At 67.1% G+C, this 16,464-nt stretch carries 12 protein-coding genes; 5 read left to right on the top strand and 7 right to left on the bottom strand.

The window, feature by feature from the left end:
* Nucleotides 1–17: 17 nt before the first annotated feature.
* From E2E27_RS07235 to bchF, 7 genes are read right to left on the bottom strand one after another with little or no spacing between them, the layout of a single operon-like run.
* On the bottom strand, nt 18–1,460 hold the full coding sequence (locus tag E2E27_RS07235; protein ID WP_141458324.1) for a BCD family MFS transporter: 1,443 nt from the start codon (nt 1,458–1,460) through the stop codon (nt 18–20).
* Nucleotides 1,457–2,161: a magnesium protoporphyrin IX methyltransferase gene (gene bchM, locus E2E27_RS07240; RefSeq protein ID WP_141458325.1), complete on the bottom strand. Its 705-nt coding sequence runs from the start codon at nt 2,159–2,161 to the stop codon at nt 1,457–1,459. Before bchM ends, E2E27_RS07235 begins: the two co-directional genes overlap by 4 nt.
* Nucleotides 2,161–3,057 carry a ferredoxin:protochlorophyllide reductase (ATP-dependent) iron-sulfur ATP-binding protein gene (gene bchL / locus E2E27_RS07245; protein WP_141458326.1) on the bottom strand — a complete coding sequence of 299 codons (897 nt, stop codon included), beginning with the start codon at nt 3,055–3,057 and terminating at the stop codon, nt 2,161–2,163. The genes bchM and bchL overlap by 1 nt, the downstream gene beginning before the upstream one ends.
* Before the next feature lie 17 nt (nt 3,058–3,074).
* Nucleotides 3,075–6,716 carry a magnesium chelatase subunit H gene (locus E2E27_RS07250; RefSeq protein ID WP_141458327.1) on the bottom strand — a complete coding sequence of 1,214 codons (3,642 nt, stop codon included), beginning with the start codon at nt 6,714–6,716 and terminating at the stop codon, nt 3,075–3,077.
* Nucleotides 6,706–8,277 (bottom strand): ferredoxin:protochlorophyllide reductase (ATP-dependent) subunit B, encoded by a 1,572-nt coding sequence (gene bchB / locus E2E27_RS07255; protein ID WP_141458328.1) that lies wholly within the window; start codon nt 8,275–8,277, stop codon nt 6,706–6,708. Before bchB ends, E2E27_RS07250 begins: the two co-directional genes overlap by 11 nt.
* Before the next feature lie 3 nt (nt 8,278–8,280).
* Nucleotides 8,281–9,585 carry a ferredoxin:protochlorophyllide reductase (ATP-dependent) subunit N gene (locus tag E2E27_RS07260; RefSeq protein WP_141458329.1) on the bottom strand — a complete coding sequence of 435 codons (1,305 nt, stop codon included), beginning with the start codon at nt 9,583–9,585 and terminating at the stop codon, nt 8,281–8,283.
* Entirely contained in the window at nt 9,582–10,088 is a 507-nt protein-coding gene (gene bchF / locus E2E27_RS07265; protein WP_141461665.1) for a 2-vinyl bacteriochlorophyllide hydratase, read from the bottom strand. Before bchF ends, E2E27_RS07260 begins: the two co-directional genes overlap by 4 nt.
* 298 nt (nt 10,089–10,386) lie before the next feature.
* Between bchF and E2E27_RS07270 the strand changes: the two genes are divergently transcribed.
* From E2E27_RS07270 to E2E27_RS07290, 5 genes are all read left to right on the top strand, one after another.
* A complete protein-coding gene (locus E2E27_RS07270; RefSeq protein WP_234036231.1) occupies nt 10,387–11,283 on the top strand; it encodes a cobalamin B12-binding domain-containing protein in 897 nt (298 codons plus the stop codon).
* 13 nt (nt 11,284–11,296) lie between these two features.
* The gene (gene ppsR / locus E2E27_RS07275; RefSeq protein WP_141458330.1) at nt 11,297–12,718 is read left to right on the top strand and encodes a transcriptional regulator PpsR; all 1,422 of its coding nucleotides are present in this window, start codon (nt 11,297–11,299) and stop codon (nt 12,716–12,718) included.
* Between the two features lie 352 nt (nt 12,719–13,070).
* On the top strand, nt 13,071–13,880 hold the full coding sequence (chlG, locus tag E2E27_RS07280) for a chlorophyll synthase ChlG (RefSeq protein WP_234036252.1): 810 nt from the start codon (nt 13,071–13,073) through the stop codon (nt 13,878–13,880).
* Nucleotides 13,880–15,235: a BCD family MFS transporter gene (locus tag E2E27_RS07285; protein WP_141458331.1), complete on the top strand. Its 1,356-nt coding sequence runs from the start codon at nt 13,880–13,882 to the stop codon at nt 15,233–15,235. Before chlG ends, E2E27_RS07285 begins: the two co-directional genes overlap by 1 nt.
* Entirely contained in the window at nt 15,232–16,425 is a 1,194-nt protein-coding gene (locus E2E27_RS07290; RefSeq protein WP_141458332.1) for a geranylgeranyl diphosphate reductase, read from the top strand. The genes E2E27_RS07285 and E2E27_RS07290 overlap by 4 nt, the downstream gene beginning before the upstream one ends.
* Nucleotides 16,426–16,464: the final 39 nt, after the last annotated feature.

The following is a 16,464-nucleotide window of genomic DNA, read 5'->3' on the forward strand; positions in this document are numbered from 1 at the left end:
CAGGCGGGCACGGGTAATCATGTCGGAAACTCCATCAGGCCGAAGGGCTTGGCGGGCGTGTCGTCGGTGTCGCCGGCTCCTTGGCGCTGGTAGCTGACCAGCGGCCCGATGGCGGCAAGGCCAGCCAGCAGGAGCGCGATTTCGAGGATGTAGACCGTGCCATAGCCGGTCGCGCGCATGGCGATGCTGGCGGTGGGCGCATCGCTTTGCAGCAGCAGCGCCACGCCGTCGCGCAGCAGGCCGCCGACCGCGATGCCGAGCCCGGCGCAGGTCGCCTGCACCGCGCCCCATGCGCCCAGCGCGAGTCCCGCGCTTTCGTTCTTGGCGAGGCTCATTGCCTCCATCAGCGTGCCGACCGAAAACAGCCCGAGCCCGATCCCGATCCCGAGGCTGCCGATGTAGAGCATCGCCGGCGAGGCGAAGGGCCCGGCAAACAGCACGATCAGAAAGGCGTTGATCCCGATCACAAGCCCCGCGCCCGCCAGCCGCAGCGGATCCCACCCGCGCGCGAGCGCCCGGCCCGAGAGCATGAAGCCGAGCAGCGATCCCAGCGCCCATGCTCCGGTAAGCCCCGTGGTCGCCCCGACCGAGAGGCCTAGGATCTCGCCGCCATAGGGTTCGAGCAGCGCGTCCTGCATGGCGAAACCCGCCGCGCCGATGCCGATTGCGGTCAGCAGCCGGGCGTTGCGACCGCTCCTGATGAAGGCCTGCCACAATTGCCGGAAATCGGGCGTGTCGCGATCCGGCGCGGTGGCGGCGGGGTTGCGCGCTTCCTGCTTCCACAGCGCGGCGACGTTGAGGATGACGGTCAGCACCGCGCAGCCCTGAATCACCTGCACCAGCTTGGTCGCGGTGTAATCGGCCAGAAAACCGCCGATCACGAAAGCGGCGAACATCATGCCGACCAGCAGCATGACATAGAGCAGCGCAACCGCGCGGGGGCGCTTGTCTTCTGGTGCAAGGTCGGTCGCCAGCGCGAGGCCCGCGGTCTGGGTCACGTGAAAGCCGGTGCCGGTCAGCAGGAAGGCGGCGGCGGCGGCCACGAGGCCCAGCGTGAAGCGGTCGGGCACATTGAGCAGCAGCAGCGCGAAGGGCATGATCGCAAGCCCGCCGAACTGCATCATCGTGCCGAACCAGATATAGGGCACGCGGCGCCAGCCCAGCACCGAACGGTGCGTGTCGGACTTGTGCCCGATCAGCGCGCGGAACGGCGCGGCCAGCAGCGGCACCGCAATCAGCAGCGCGACCAGCCAGGTCGGGGTGCCGAGTTCGACCACCATCACCCGGTTCAAGGTGCCGTTCAAGAGCACCATCGCCATGCCCACGCTCACCTGAAACAGCGCAAGCCGCATCAGGCGCGGCAGCGGCAGGTCCGCACTCGCGGCATCCGCAAAGGGCAGCAGCCGGAACACCAGCTCTGCCAGGCGCGGCGGCGCAGGAGGGCGGACGGGCGCGTTCATCCGTGCCGCACCAGTTCCAGCGCCTGCGAGGTGTAGAACCCGCTGCTGATCCGCTGGGTGCGGCCGATGCTCCAGCCCCGGAGACCCGCGAGGCGTTCGCGCAGATCGCCCTCGGCAACCGGGACGATCGCGGGCGAGCGATCGGACTTGGGGAAGACCTTGCCGATATTGTGCATCGCCGCCAGCAGCGTCGTGCGAGGGGCGAAGGTGAACAGGATGCTGCCCGTGGTGCGCTGCGCCAATTGGCCGAGCGCGTCGACCAGATCTTCGGGCTGGTAGTGGATCAGCGAATCCATCGCCACCACATGGGCGAAGGTGCCCAGCTCAGGATCGAGCATGTCGCCGCTGCGCCAGTGGATGCGCCCGTGGCCGATGAATGACGGCGTGCGCTCGCGCGCGACTTCGACGAGGCCCGCCGCCACGTCGATCCCGGTCACTTCCGCGCCCCGGCAGGCCGCCGCCACCGCCAGCGATCCGGTGCCGCAGCCCGCATCGAGGACAGCCGTGCGCCTGAGGTCGGTCGGCAGCCAGCCCATCAGCGTCGCGCGCATCGCATCGCGCCCGGCGCGCACCGTGGCGCGGATGCCGGAGACCTTGGCGTCAGAGGTGAGGTCGATCCATGCCTGCCGGGCGGTGCTGTCGAAATAGGTCGCCAGCGCCTCGCGGCGGGTGTCGTAATCGTTGGGGAGCCGTGTCGCCATTATTCGAACCCCAGAAAGTCGAAGATGTCGCGGTCCTTCATCGGCTGGGCGGTCGAGGGGTCCACCCCGGCCCACAGCATCGCGGCGAGGCGCAGGTATTCGTCCTGCGCGGCGACCACTTCGGGATCGTCGCCCATTTCGAACAAGGTGCACTTCTTGAGGCGCGAGCGGCGGATCGCATCGACATCCTTGAAGTGGGCGAGGCGCTGCATCCCGATCTTGTCGCAGAAGCGGTCGATCTCGTCGGTCTCGCGGCTGCGGTTGGCGACCACGCCGGCAAGGCGCACGTCGTAGTTCTTGGACTTGGCCGAAATTGCCGCGACGATGCGGTTCATCGCGAAGATCGAATCGAAATCATTCGCGGCGACCACCAGCGCGCGCTCGGCATGTTGCAGCGGCGCGGCAAAGCCGCCGCACACCACATCGCCCAGCACGTCGAAGATCACCACGTCGGTTTCCTCGAGCAGATGGTGCTGTTTGAGCAGCTTGACCGTCTGCCCGACGACATAGCCGCCGCAGCCGGTGCCCGCCGGAGGGCCGCCTGCCTCGACGCACATCACGCCGCTATAGCCTTCGAACATATAGTCTTCCGGCCGCAGTTCCTCTGAGTGGAACTCCACCGTTTCGAGCACGTCGATAACGGTGGGCATCAGCTTCTTGGTCAGCGTGAAGGTGCTGTCGTGCTTGGGATCACAGCCGATTTGCAGCACCCGATGACCAAGCTTGCTGAAGGCGGCCGAAAGGTTCGATGAAGTGGTTGATTTGCCGATCCCGCCCTTGCCGTAGACCGCGAAGACCTTCGCGCCCTTGATCTTGTCGGCCGGGTCGAGCGCGACCTGCACCGATCCTTCGCCATCGGGGGGCGTGAAGCTGGAGCGGGGGTTGTGCAGGTTCATGATGGTCTATCCCTTGGTCATTCTGCCGGGAACACGCCTTCGAGACGGTCCTCCAGCTCGTCATTGGCTTCGCGCAGGGCGGCGAGCGTCGCCTCGTCGGGCGTCCACAGGTTGCGGTCGCACGCTTCGAGCAGGCGGCCCGCGACCCGCGCGGAGCTCTTGGGGTTGAGCGCCGACAGCCGCCGCCGCATGTCGGCGTCGAGCACGAAGGTCTCGGAAATCTTCTGGTAGACCCAGGGCGCGACCTGCCCGGTGGTGGCGGACCAGCCCAGCGTGCTCGTCACATGGCCTTCGATCTGGCGCACGCCTTCGTAGCCATGCTCCAGCAGCCCTTCGAACCACTTGGGGTTCAGCGTGCGGGTGCGCGCTTCGAGGTCGATCTGTTCGGCGAGCGTGCGCACCTTAGTGTTCCCGCGCGTCGCATCGAGGATGTAGACCGGCGTTTCCGCCCCCTTGGCGCGGCTGACCGAACGGGTCACCCCGCCCAGCCCATCGACATACTGGTCGACATCATTGATGCCGAGTTCGATGCTTTCGAGGTTCTGATAGGTGAAGTCGACCGTGCCCAGCGCGCTCTGGAGCAATTCGCGCTGCTGCACCGGCTTGCCCGAGACGCCATAGGCAAAGCCCTTGTTGCTCTCGAAGGCGTTGGCGAGCTCGTCCGGATCGGCCCAGACGCCGCCGTCGATCATCTGGTTGACGTTGGCGCCATAGGCCCCCTCGGCATTGGAGAAGACCCGCAGCGCGGCGGTCTCGAAGGCACAACCATGTTTGGCCTGATGCTCGAGCGTGTGCTTGCGGACGAAGTTGGCCTCGGGCGCTTCGTTGGCGGTGCTCGCCAGCAGCGCGGCCTCGGCGAGCATCTTGGTCTGCATCGGCAGCAGATCGCGGAAAATGCCCGATAGCGTCATCACCACGTCGATCCGCGGGCGGCCCAGCTGTTCAAGCGGGATCAGCTCCGCGCCGGCGAGGCGGCCATAGGTGTCGCGGCGCGGGCGCGCGCCCATCAGCGTCATCGCCTGCGCGATCTGGACGCCCTCGGACTTCATATTGTCGGTGCCCCACAGCACCATCGCGATGCTTTCGGGGAAGGGCTCGCCGCTGTTCACATGGCGCGCGATCAGCTGCTCGGCCTGCTCGCTGCCCGTCCGGCAGGCGAAGGACGAGGGGATGAGGAAGGGGTCGAAGCCGTGGATGTTCCGCCCCGTGGGGAGCACATCGGGGTTCACCACCACATCGCCGCTCGGTGCCGGTGCGACATAGCCGCCATCGAGCGCATGGATGAGAGCGCCCATCTCGTCGGACGAGTCCAGCAGCGCGGCAAGACGCGCACGGTCCGGGGTCGGCCCGTCATGGCTGCCCGCTTCCATCATCGCGTCGAGCATGTCCTCGCGCTCGGCCCCGGCAGGGTTGCGGCCGAAGACGTGGAGACCGTGCGGGATCAGCGCCTGCTCCATCTCGTAGAGCCGCGCCGGCAGTTCGCCGATGTCGGCATAGGTGATGTCGAGCGCTTCGCACTGGTCGGCGATGAGCGCCGCCAGATCGGCGCGTTCTTCCGCATGATCGGCATCGTCGATGGTCGCGCGCCAGCGTTCGACGCTCGCCTTGAGCTCGGCAAGACCCTTGTAGAGCCCGGCCTGCGCCAGCGGCGGCGTGAGATAGCTGATCAGCGTCGCGCCCGAACGGCGTTTGGCGAGCATCCCTTCCGAGGGGTTGTTGGCGGCGTAGAGGTAGAAATTGGGCGTCGCGCCGATTAGCCGATCTGGCCAGCACTTGCCCGACATCCCCGCCTGCTTGCCCGGCATGAATTCGAGCGCGCCGTGAGTGCCGAAATGCAGCACCGCATGCGCACCGAAATCCTCGCGGATGTAGCGGTAGAAGGCGCTGAAGGCGTGGGTCGGGGCGAAACTGCCCTCGAACAACAGCCGCATCGGATCGCCTTCGTAGCCGAAGCCCGGCTGCACCCCGACGAATACATTGCCGAAGTGCGCGCCCTGAATGAGGATATGCCCGCCATCGGCGAGCTGCTTGCCGGGTGCCGGGCCCCATGCGGCCTCGATCTCGGCCAGATGCGGCTCGCGCGCGACGTGGTCGTCGGCCGGGATGCGGCAGGCGACATTGGCGTCGGTGCCGAAACGCTCCCGGTTGCCTTCAAGCAATGCGGTGCGCATCGCATCGAGGCTTTCGGGCACTTCGACGTCGTAGCCTTCGGCGGCGAGGCGCTGGAGGGTGGCGTAGAGGCTTTCGTGCACGCCCATGAAGGCCGCGGTGCCCGTGGCTCCGGCGTTGGGCGGGAAGTTGAAGACGACGATGGCGAGCTTGCGGCTCGCGCGCTCGGCGCGGCGCAGCTGGATCAGGCGCAGGGTCTTGGCGGCGAGCGCCTCGGCGCGTTCGGGGCAGGCCTGCATCGGGCGCGCCTTGTGCGATGTGGGGCGCGCGCAGCGCCGCTCGCAGCCGCCGCAGCCTTCGCCCGACTGTCCCGCACGGCCGCCAAACACGTGCGGCACGGTCGACCCGTCAAGCTCGGGCAGGGCGACCATCATTGTCGATTCAAGCGGCAGCAGCCCCTGCGGGCGGTGCGCCCAGTCCTCGATCGTCTGGAACTCGATCGCGTGGGCAGCGAGGTAGGGCAGATCGAGCTGGCCCAGCACCTCGCGCGCGGCCTGCGCGTCGGAATAGGCGGGGCCGCCGACGAGGCTGAAGCCGGTGAGGTTGACGATGGCATCGACCGTGGGCTTGCCGTCGGGGCCGATGAAGAACTGCTCGATCGCGGGGCGGGCATCGAGCCCGGCGGCGAAGACCGGCACGACCTTGAGGCCCGCGGCCTCGAAGGCGGCAATTGCGCCGTCGTAATGTGCGCAGTCGCGGCCCAGCAGGTAGGAGCGCAGCAGGATCAGCCCGACCGTGCCTTCACGCCCCTCGGCCTTGGGCAGCAGGCGCAGGCTTTCGGAGATGCGCTGCTGGGTGCGCGGGTGATAGACCCCGGTTTCGGGATATTCGAGCGGGGCGTCGGCGCGGGTGATGCCGCGGCGATACATGCGCTCGCCGGCCGCATAGCGATCGATCAGCGCGCGCACCATCGCGACCACGTTCTCGTCCGAGCCGGCGAGCCAGTATTGCAGCGTCAGGAAATAGGCGCGCACGTCCTGCGCGGTGCCGGGGATGAAGCGCAGAATCTTGGGCAGGCGGCGCAGCATCTTCATTTGCCCCGCGCCCGAATTGGGCTTTCCGCCCTTGCCCGCATTCCCGCGCAGCTTCTTGAGCAATGCGAGCGGCCCCTTGGCGGGCGCGTCCATGCGGTAGCCGCCCATCTTGGTCAGCTTGACGACCTCGCCCGCACTCATCAGGCAGACCATCGCGTCGCAATCCTCGCGCCGCGCTTCCAATGCGGGGAGCACCATGCGGATGTGATCGTCGAGGAACAGCATGGTCGCGATGACGATATCGGCTTCGGCGATGGCGGAGGTGACCGCTGCGAGGTCTTCGGCACTGCTGCCCCACTCGCTCGCCGCGTGAAGCGAGAGATCGATACCTTCCTTCGCCAGAGCTTCCTCGGCCCGGTCGACCGCGCCCTTGAGGTGATTGTCGAGCGTGACGATCACCACCCGGACGGGCGCGCGCGGGTCCACCGAGGAGGCCGAGGCGACACTACCGTGCATAGTGCGCCTTGGCGTCGTAGAGCGTTTCGAGATCGATCTGCCGGCGGCCTTCGGCGGCGGCGAAATTCTCGGTGTTGCGGCGCGCCTTGCCGCGCACGAAGAAGGGGATCTTCTTCAATTCGCGCTCGGCCTCGGCGGTCCAGAGCGATGCGTCAGCATCTGCGACGGCCGGAGCGGGAATTTCGGCGACGGGGGCTTCCGAGAGGCTATCGACTTGTGCCTTGCGCGGGGAATGCGCCGCGTGGTGCGATGCGCCGGCCTCGTCGGAGAACTCGAAATCCTCGCGGAACATGGTGAGGAGGTGTTCCTCCAGCCCCATCACCAGCGGGTGGACCCAGGTATCGAAGATCACGTTGGCGCCTTCGAACCCCATCTGGGGAGAGTGGCGCGCTGGGAAATCTTGCACGTGGACAGGCGCGGAGATCACCGCGCAGGGAATGCCGAGCCTTTTGGCGATGTGGCGCTCCATCTGCGTGCCCAGCACCAGTTCGGGGCAGGCCGCGGCGATGGCGTCTTCCACGGCGAGGTGATCGTCGGTGATCAGCGCCTCGATCCCGCAGCGCGCCGCCTCGGCGCGGACCTCGCGGGCGAATTCGCGGGCGTAGCAGCCGAGGCCGCAGACCTCGAACCCGAGTTCCTCGCGCGCGATACGGGCGGCGGCGACAGCGTGGGTCGCATCGCCGAAGATGAAGACGCGCTTGCCGGTCAGATAGGTCGAATCGACCGACCGTGACCACCACGGCATCCGGGAAGAGGTGTCGCCGAGGGCAGGCGTGGGATCTGCACCTGCCAGCTCGGCGACGTCGGCAATGAAAGAGCGAACAGCTCCCACGCCGATAGGGATGGTCCGCACTGCGGGCTGATCGAAAGTCTTTTCGAGCCAGCGGGCGGCCTCATCTGCGATTTCAGGATAGAGGACGATGTTGAAATCGGCTCGGCCGATCTGCGTGATGTCCTGCGGGGTGGCACCCAGCGGGGCGACGAGATTGACCTCGACGTCGAGCAGGGCGAGAATCTTCTTGATCTCGACCAGGTCGTCGCGGTGGCGGAAGCCCAATGCGGTGGGCCCGAGGATATTGGCGCGTGCCGGGCGGCCTTCGCGCGGTGCGCGCACCACCGACTTGTCAGCGAGATTGCGGACGATCTGGTAGAACGTCTCGGCCGCGCCCCAGTTTTCCTTGCGCTGGTAGCTCGGCAGTTCGAGCGGGATGACCGGGCAGGGGAGGGCCATCGCCTCGGACAGCCCGGCGGGATCGTCTTGGATCAGCTCGGCGGTGCAGGACGCGCCGACGATGATCGCCTGCGGGTTGAACCGGCTAACCGCCTCGCGCGCCGCATCCTGAAAGATCTGCGCGGTGTCCTTGCCCAGATCGCGCGCTTCGAAGGTGGTGTAGGTGACCGGCGGGCGCTTGCCGCGCCGCTCGATCATCGTGAACAGCAGGTCCGCATAGGTATCGCCCTGCGGTGCGTGGAGCACGTAGTGGAGCTTCTCCATCGCGGTCGCCACGCGCATCGCGCCGACGTGCGGGGGGCCTTCATATGTCCAGACTGCCAGTTGCATCGCCTAGACCTCCAGCATGTCGCGGCGCCGCAGCGGCCGGGCAAAGAGTTCGGCGAGATCGGCGGCCTGGTCGAAGCCGTGGATCGGCGAGAAGACGAGTTCGATCGCCCACTTGGTGGTGAGCCCCTCGGCCTCGAGCGGGTTGGCGAGGCCGAGACCGCAGACGGTGATGTCGGGCCGGTCGGCGCGCACGCGGTCCAGCTGGCGCTCGACATGCTGGCCTTCGGACAGGCGCACGTTCGCGCCGAAGCGATCGAGCTCGAGAGCGAGATGGGCGCGGTGCAGGTAGGGCGTGCCAACCTCGACCAGCGCCATGCCCATCTCGTCCTGAAGAAACCGCGCAAGCGGGACTTCGAGCTGGCTGTCGGGCAGGAAGGTGATGCGTTTGCCTTCCAGCTGCGGGCGCAGCTTGGAGAGCGCGATGCGGGCGCGTTCGCGGCCCGGGGCGATGACCTGCTCGGTCAGGCCCTTGTCGATCCCGAAGGCGTTGGCGGCGGCGCGCAGCCAGTCCGAGGTGCCTTCGACGCCGAAGGGGAACAGCGCCTCGATCCGCTGGGCGCCGCGCCCTTCGAGCGCCATCGCGGTCTCGCCGAGGAAGGGCTGGGCGAGAAGGTAGCGGGTGTTCGGGCCAACCGCCGGCAGATCGCGGGCGTTGCGTGCGGGGAGGCAGCCGACGCGGGCGATGCCCATGTCGGCGAACAGCCGCAGGAACTGGTCTTCGACGATGTCCGGCAGGCTGCCGACGATCAGTAGTTCGGGCGGGGCATCGGCGGGGAGGGCGGGCATCACCGGCACCAGCGCGGCAAGGCAGGCATCCTCGCCCTGCGTGAAGGTCGTCTCGATCCCGCTGCCCGAATAGTTGAGGATACGGACACTCGGCATGTGCACCGCACCGAGGCGCTGCGCGGCCTTGGCGAGATCGAGCTTGATCACTTCCGAGGGGCACGAGCCGACGAGGAACAGCGTGCGGATATCGGGGCGGCGTTCGAGCAGGCGGGTGACGACGCGGTCAAGCTCGTCCTGCGCATCGACCATGCCGGCGAGGTCACGCTCTTCCATGATCGCGGTGGCGAAGCGCGGCTCGGCGAAGATCATCACCCCCGCGGCGCTCTGGAGCAGGTGCGCGCAGGTGCGCGAGCCGACCACGAGGAAGAAAGCGTCCTGCATCTTGCGGTGCAGCCAGATGATGCCCGTAAGGCCGCAGAACACTTCGCGCTGCCCGCGTTCGCGCAGCACCGGGCGCTGGGCCTCGGCCTCGGGGCGGGGAAGCTCGGCGGCGCAGCCATCGAGGGTGGCAAGGGGGCTCATGCTGCCACCGCCTGACCGCTGGCCGTGCCCTGAAGCCGCGCCATGCGCAGCTTCCACAGGAACTGCCCGGCGTTGATGATGTAGGCGGCATAGCCCGCCAGCGCGACCAGCATCCGTTCTTCAAGCGTGCCGTATCCGCCCAGCAGCATCACGAGATAGAGCGTGTGCAGCGCCAGCACGAGCATCGAGAACACGTCTTCCCAGAAGAACGCAGGCGCAAACAGCCATTTGCCGAACACCACCTTCTCCCAGATCGAGCCGGTGATCATGATGGTGTAGAGCACCAGCGTCTTGACGACGATCGAGGCATCGGCGGCGAATGCGCCTTCGCCGGTGGCGAGAGTGCGGACCACCAATCCGAGGCTGACGATGAACACGCAGAATTGCAGCGGAGCGAGCACGCCCTGAACCAGCGTCCAGACCGACTGGTCACGCCGCTCCCGCTCCTGGGGGGTGTAGAGCGCGCGGCTCTGACCTCTCTCGTGGCCCGCCCCCTTCACCATGGTTTTCACCGGAGTTCCAGGTTCGACCGGGGATGCATGATCCTGCCGTGTCATGTGTTGCGTTAGCCTTTTCTCTCAGACTCGGAGATTACGCCCCTTCCCGCACAAGTGTCAACTCAATTGGACGTTTAGTTCACTTGACGATTGACGCTCCGCAGGTAAGGTCATTTGCACCCGCCTGCAAAAGAGCGTATGGAAAAGGGACTGGCCTCCCGGGATCGGGGTCGGGGCCGTTCTCGAGGGGCGGTGACTACCTCCTGCGGAAGGTTCGTCCGCACGACCTGGGAGGGTTCGACGAATGGCAGATTCCAAGGCTTCCGGGATGTTTGGCGCGGGTTCGGCCGTGCTGCGCGGCGTGATCGCCGCCCCGCTCGACCGTGTCCGCCGCCGCAGCGTCACCGCCGACTGCGACCAGAGCGACTCGGTCAACAGCGTCATCGAAAACGAGATCATCCCGCGCCTGCTCATGGCCCACTCCGGGACCGGGCAGCGCGCCAAATCCCGCCTGCTGCGCGCCATCACGCCCGAAGACGCATCGCGTTTCGCCATGCTGCCCCTGCAACTGGAAGCGGCAAACCTGCTCGAAGAGGTCGATGGGTTCATCGCCAAGGGTGCCTCGGTGGAATCGATCTGCCTCGATCTGCTCGCCCCGGCGGCGCGCAGGCTGGGCGAGATGTGGGAAAGTGACGAGTGCGATTTTCTCGATGTTACAATGGGTTTGTGGCGTCTTCAGGAGGTGATGCGCGAAGTGGCCGCGCGTTCTCCGGTCGATCATGGCGGCCTTGCCACCCCACACAGCGCGCTGTTCTCGCCGATGCCGGGCGATCACCACAATTTCGGGACGCTGATGATCGAGGAGGTCTTCGCGCGAGCCGGCTGGCGCAGCGAGGCGCTGGTCAAGCCCGAGCGCCGCGAACTGCTCGACCGATTGGCGCGCCAGCCCTTCGATCTGCTCGGATTGACGCTCGCACGCGATTGCCCTAGCTCGGCGCTCGCTAACCTCATCAAGGCGGTACGCAACGTATCGGCCAACCCTCACATCATCGTGCTTGTCGGCGGACGAATGATCAACGAAAACCCCGGAATAGCGATGGATGTGGGGGCCGATGGAACGGGCGCCGATGCTCTGGCCGCGCTCGAACTGGCCAACTCGATGGTGAAGGCTGTCGCACCCCGCGATCTGACCCGCGGGTAGGTCCGGCCAGACCATGCTCACCCGAAAGCACAGCATCGAAGGCAAGCACCCGTTTGGGCGGGCGGCCGAACTGTTCGACACGCTCGATGCCGATGCGGCGATGAAGCTAGCGATGGTTGCAGGCGATATCACGCTCGTGCTCGACGATACCGGAACGATCCTCGATGCGGCCTTCGATCCGCGCGATTTCCCCAGCTTTTCCAATCTGGTGGGCACCAACTGGATCGAGACCGTCACCGACGAATCCCGGCCCAAGATCATGGAAATGCTCGCCGCCGCGCGCAAGGGCGAGGTGCAGCACTGGCGGCAGGTCAACCATCCTTCGCGTGATGGCGACGTGCCGATCCGCTATGCCGTTCTCAGCGTCAACGGAGGTGAGCACCGCATCGCCTTCGGCCGCGACCTGCGCGAAGCGGGCAGGCTCCAGCAGCGCCTGTTGCAAGTCCAGCAGTCGCTGGAGCGCGATTATCTCAGGATGCGCCAGCTCGAAGCGCGCTACCGAATGCTGTTCGAACGGTCGACCGAACCGGTGATGATCGTGGAGGCCGGCACGCTGCGCATCCGCGAGGCCAATCCGGCGGCACACACGCTGGTTGGCGCAAGGCCGGGCGGGCTGCCTGGCAAGAAGCTGCTGACATTCATCGACAAAAATTCGCACGATGCGGTGCAATCGCTGGTCGGTGCGGCGCTGGTGTCGGACACCGTCAGCCCGGGCCGCATCCGCATTGCCCGCGGGTCGCGCGAGGTAATGGCCTCGATCAGCGGCTTTACTCAGGATCGCGGCCAGTTCCTGCTCGTCCGCCTTGTGCCTGCCAGCGATCGTCCGGGTGCGGACTTTTCCCCGGTTCTCGCACTTGTCGACCAGATGCCGGACGCCTTCGTGGTGGCTGACAGCAATCTCGAAATCGTCACCGCCAACACCGCCTTCGTCGAGATGCTGCAAGCCGCCAGCGTCGACCAGTTGCGCGGCCGCCACCTTTCGGAATCGATCGGTCGGCCGGGGATCGACCTCGACCTGATCGAGGGCCAGATCGACCAGCACGGCGCGGCCCGCAATGTCGCGACCGTGCTGCGTGTGGGCCATGATCTCGAAGGCGAACCGGTTGAATTGTCGGCGGTTCGCACCTCGGGTGAGGATGGCTACTACGCCTTCGTGATCCGCCCCATCGGCCGCCGCCTGCGCGATCTGCCGCCGGGTCAGCAGGATCTGCCGCGCTCGGTCGAGCAGCTCACCGAGCTGGTCGGACGGATGAGCCTCAAGGACATCGTGCGCGAGAGCACCGATCTGATCGAGCGGTTGTGCATCGAGGCGGCGCTCAGCTACACCTCCGACAACCGCGCCTCGGCAGCGGAAATCCTCGGCCTTTCGCGCCAGAGCCTCTACTCCAAGCTGCACCGCTACGGCCTCGGCAATCTCACCGGCGACGGCGACTAGGCTGACTGCTGCGGCGACCCCGCGCCGCCGCCGAAATCCCCACGTGCATTTGCCCGCGTCACCGATGTTTCGGAACGCCGCGACTCGCCGTTTGGTCAAGGCACCTGACATGACCCGAAATGACATGCCTGCGCGCCATTTGCGAATTTGAACGCGAAAATCGGTGTTTGCCGGAATATCAGTGTCAAAAGAATTTGACGCTTCTGGATGTCAGGCATAGCTTCGATATATGGAGCACTCGGTTTCTTCGACTCGCGTCGTGCCTCCTTCGGCACCATCAACCGGATTGCGACGGCAACCGGCTCCCCGTGATGTGCTCGAGCTCCTGAAGCCGATTACCTGGTTTCCGCCGATGTGGGCCTTCATGTGCGGGGCGGTATCCTCGGGCGCGGGGCTAGAGGGGCGCTGGTGGTTCGTCGCAGGGGGCGTGCTGCTCGCCGGGCCGCTGGTGTGCGGCACCAGCCAAGCGGTCAACGACTGGTTCGACCGCCACGTCGACGCCATCAATGAGCCGCATCGTCCGATCCCCTCGGGCCGGATTCCGGGTCGTTGGGGCCTCTATATCGCGATCCTCGCCAGCCTCTTCTCGGTCGGCGTGGCGTGGCTGCTTGGCCCGGTGGTGTTCGTTGCCGGACTGGTCGGCCTTGCCTTCGCCTGGGCCTATTCCGCCCCGCCGCTGCGCTTCAAGGCGCATGGCTGGCTCGGCCCGCTGGTGTGCGGGCTGACCTATGAGGGGCTGAGCTGGTTCACCGGCGCGGCGGTGATGCTGGGCGCGATGCCCTCTGTGGACGTGATCGCGGTGCTGGTGCTCTATTCGCTCGGCGCGCACGGGATCATGGTGCTCAATGATTTCAAGGCGGTGGAAGGCGACCGGCAGACCGGGATGACCTCGCTGCCGGTGGTGCTCGGCGTGAGCGCAGCGGCGCGGCTCGCCTGCCTCACCATGGCCGGGGCGCAGGTGGTGGTGATCGGCCTGCTGGCTTTCTGGGGATATGCCATTTCCGCCCTGATCGTGACCGGCGTCCTCGCCGCGCAGATCGCGGCCATGCCGCGCCTTCTGCGCGATCCGGCAAAATATGCGCCGTGGTACAATGGCGTGGGCGTGACGCTCTATGTGCTCGGCATGCTGGCAGCGGCGCTAGGCCTCGGGGGCTATATCTGATGCACGCGCCGCTCGCCTCATCGGTGACAAGCACGCAGGGTTTCGGCTGGCTGGCGATCATCCGCATCGGTCTGGTGCAGGCGGCGATCGGCGCGCTGGTGATGCTGGCCTCGACCGTGCTCAACCGCGTGATGGTGGTCGAGCTGGGGCTGCTGGCGGCGATCCCCGCGGGGCTGGTGGCGTGGCATTACGGTGTGCAGCTCGCGCGTCCGCTGTGGGGCCATGCTTCGGATAAAGGACGCAGCCGGGCGGTTTGGATCGTTGGCGGACTGGTGGTGCTTGCCCTCGGCGCGCTGCTGGCGACGCAGGCGACCCTGATGATGGCGGACAGCTTTGGCCCGGCGATCGCTCTGGCCATATTTGCCTATGCACTGATCGGCGCGGGCGTGGGCGCGGGCGGAACCTCGGCGCTGGCCCTGCTCGCCAGCGGGGTAGCGCCCGAGCGACGCGCGGCCGCCGCGGCGGTGACCTGGACGATGATGGTCGCTGGCATCGTGGTCTCCGCGATCACGGTCGGCCAGCTGCTGAAGCCCTTCTCGCCCGAGCGGCTCATGACGGTCGCCTCCGGCCTTGCGCTGGTGACGGTGACGCTGACCGTGCTCGCCACCTGGCGGCTGGAGCGGCAGGCCGGGCGCTTCGGCCATGCGGCCGAGGGTGAGGTCGCCCCCGATTTCCGCGCGGCGCTGGCCGAAATCTGGCACGAGACTGCGGCGCGGCGGTTCACGATCTTCATCTTCGTTTCGATGATCGCCTTTTCGATGCAGGACCTGATCCTCGAACCCTTTGCCGGGCTGATCTTCGGTCTGACGCCGGGCGAGTCGACACAGATGGGCGGGCGGCATCAGGGCGGCATCCTGATCGGCATGATCCTGACCGGCGTGGGCGGCAGCGCCTTTACCGGCAGGCGCCCCGATGGGCTGCGCGCCTGGGTGATCGGCGGATGCCTGCTCTCGGCACTGGGTCTTGCGGCGCTGGGGCTGGCGGCGGTCAATGGACCGCCCTGGCCGCTGGGGCTCAACGTCTTCGTGCTCGGCTTCGGCAACGGCATTTTCGCGGTCGCCGCGATCGGGGCGATGATGGGGCTGGCGGGCGCCGGCGAGACCACACGCGAAGGCGTGCGCATGGGCGTGTGGGGCGCGTCGCAGGCGATTGCCTTCGGATTGGGCGGATTGCTCGGCGCGGTTGGCGTCGATTTCGCGCGCCATGCGCTCGGCGCGGACGGGCCGGCATTCCAGCTGGTCTTCGCGATCGAGGCGCTGGCCTTCGTCGCCGCCGCCATTCTGGCGGTCAAGGCAACCGGCGGCGCCGCGATGCGCGCCGGCATGATCAAGCAGGACAGGGAGGTTTTCGCATGAACCAGGCAATCTACGACGCGGTCGTGATCGGGGGCGGACCTTCGGGCGCGACGGCCGCGACCGATCTTGCGCTGGCGGGCCATTCGGTGCTGTTGATCGAGCGGGGTGGACGGATCAAGCCCTGCGGCGGGGCGATTCCGCCGCGCCTGCTCGCCGATTTCGACATTCCGCAATCGCTGCTGGTCGCCAGAGCGCGCTCGGCCCGGATGATCGCGCCTTCCGGGCGGGCGGTCGACATGCCGGTGGGCGAGATCGGCTATGTCGGCATGGTCGACCGCGAGGATTATGACGAGTGGCTGCGCGAACGCGCGCGCCATTCGGGTGCGGAACGCCTCACCGCCACCTTCGAGAAGATCGAGCGGGACGACCAGCAGCATCCCATCGTCACCTTTCGCCGCACGCGCGGGGGGCCGATCGAGAGCGTGCGCGCCCGCGTGGTGATCGGCGCGGACGGCGCGCGCTCGGCGGTGGCGAAGCAGTGCCTGCCCGGCGCGGAACGCATCCCTTGCGTCTTCGCCTATCACGAGATCATCAAGTCCCCGCCGCGGAATTCCGACCAGTTCGATGCCGCGCGCTGCGACGTCTATTATCAGGGCCGCCTCTCGCCCGATTTTTACGCCTGGGTTTTCCCCCACGGCGAGACCGCGAGCATCGGGGTGGGCAGCGCCAACAAGGGCTTCTCCCTGCGCGGGGCGATCGCCACCATGCGCGACGACCTCGGGCTCGAGCGCTGCGAGACCCTGCGCCGCGAGGGCGCGCCGATCCCGTTGAAGCCGCTGAAACGCTGGGACAATGGCGCGGACGTGATCGTCGCGGGCGATGCCGCGGGCGTCGTCGCGCCGGCCTCGGGCGAGGGGATTTATTACGCCATGGTCGGCGGACGGCTGGTGGGCGAGGCGGCTGCCGCCTTCCTCAAGACCGGCGATGCCAGACAACTTCGCACCGCGCGCAAGCGGTTTATGAAGGAGCACGGCAAGGTGTTCTGGGTGCTCGGGATGATGCAGTATTTCTGGTATTCGTCCGACAAGCGCCGCGAACGTTTCGTCACCATGTGCGACGACAAGGACGTGCAGGAGCTGACTTGGCAGGCCTATATGCACAAGCGGCTGGTGCGCGCAAAGCCGCTGGCGCACGTCAAGATCTTCCTCAAGGACACGGCCCACCTGCTGGGATTGCGTCCCGCGACCTGACGCGGGGGTGGAGGGCCATTGCAGGTTGGCGGGCGCGCA

The organism is Porphyrobacter sp. YT40 (assembly GCF_006542605.1).
In the GTDB taxonomy this organism is placed as follows: domain Bacteria; phylum Pseudomonadota; class Alphaproteobacteria; order Sphingomonadales; family Sphingomonadaceae; genus Erythrobacter.

Coding starts and splice junctions, on each gene's coding strand:
- E2E27_RS07235 (WP_141458324.1), bottom strand. CDS start 1,460: ATGAACGCGCCCGTCCGCCCTCCTGCGCCGCCGCGCCTGGCAGAGCTG.
- bchM (WP_141458325.1), bottom strand. CDS start 2,161: ATGGCGACACGGCTCCCCAACGATTACGACACCCGCCGCGAGGCGCTG.
- bchL (WP_141458326.1), bottom strand. CDS start 3,057: ATGAACCTGCACAACCCCCGCTCCAGCTTCACGCCCCCCGATGGCGAA.
- E2E27_RS07250 (WP_141458327.1), bottom strand. CDS start 6,716: ATGCACGGTAGTGTCGCCTCGGCCTCCTCGGTGGACCCGCGCGCGCCC.
- bchB (WP_141458328.1), bottom strand. CDS start 8,277: ATGCAACTGGCAGTCTGGACATATGAAGGCCCCCCGCACGTCGGCGCG.
- E2E27_RS07260 (WP_141458329.1), bottom strand. CDS start 9,585: ATGAGCCCCCTTGCCACCCTCGATGGCTGCGCCGCCGAGCTTCCCCGC.
- bchF (WP_141461665.1), bottom strand. CDS start 10,088: ATGGTGAAGGGGGCGGGCCACGAGAGAGGTCAGAGCCGCGCGCTCTAC.
- E2E27_RS07270 (WP_234036231.1), top strand. CDS start 10,387: ATGGCAGATTCCAAGGCTTCCGGGATGTTTGGCGCGGGTTCGGCCGTG.
- ppsR (WP_141458330.1), top strand. CDS start 11,297: ATGCTCACCCGAAAGCACAGCATCGAAGGCAAGCACCCGTTTGGGCGG.
- chlG (WP_234036252.1), top strand. CDS start 13,071: ATGTGGGCCTTCATGTGCGGGGCGGTATCCTCGGGCGCGGGGCTAGAG.
- E2E27_RS07285 (WP_141458331.1), top strand. CDS start 13,880: ATGCACGCGCCGCTCGCCTCATCGGTGACAAGCACGCAGGGTTTCGGC.
- E2E27_RS07290 (WP_141458332.1), top strand. CDS start 15,232: ATGAACCAGGCAATCTACGACGCGGTCGTGATCGGGGGCGGACCTTCG.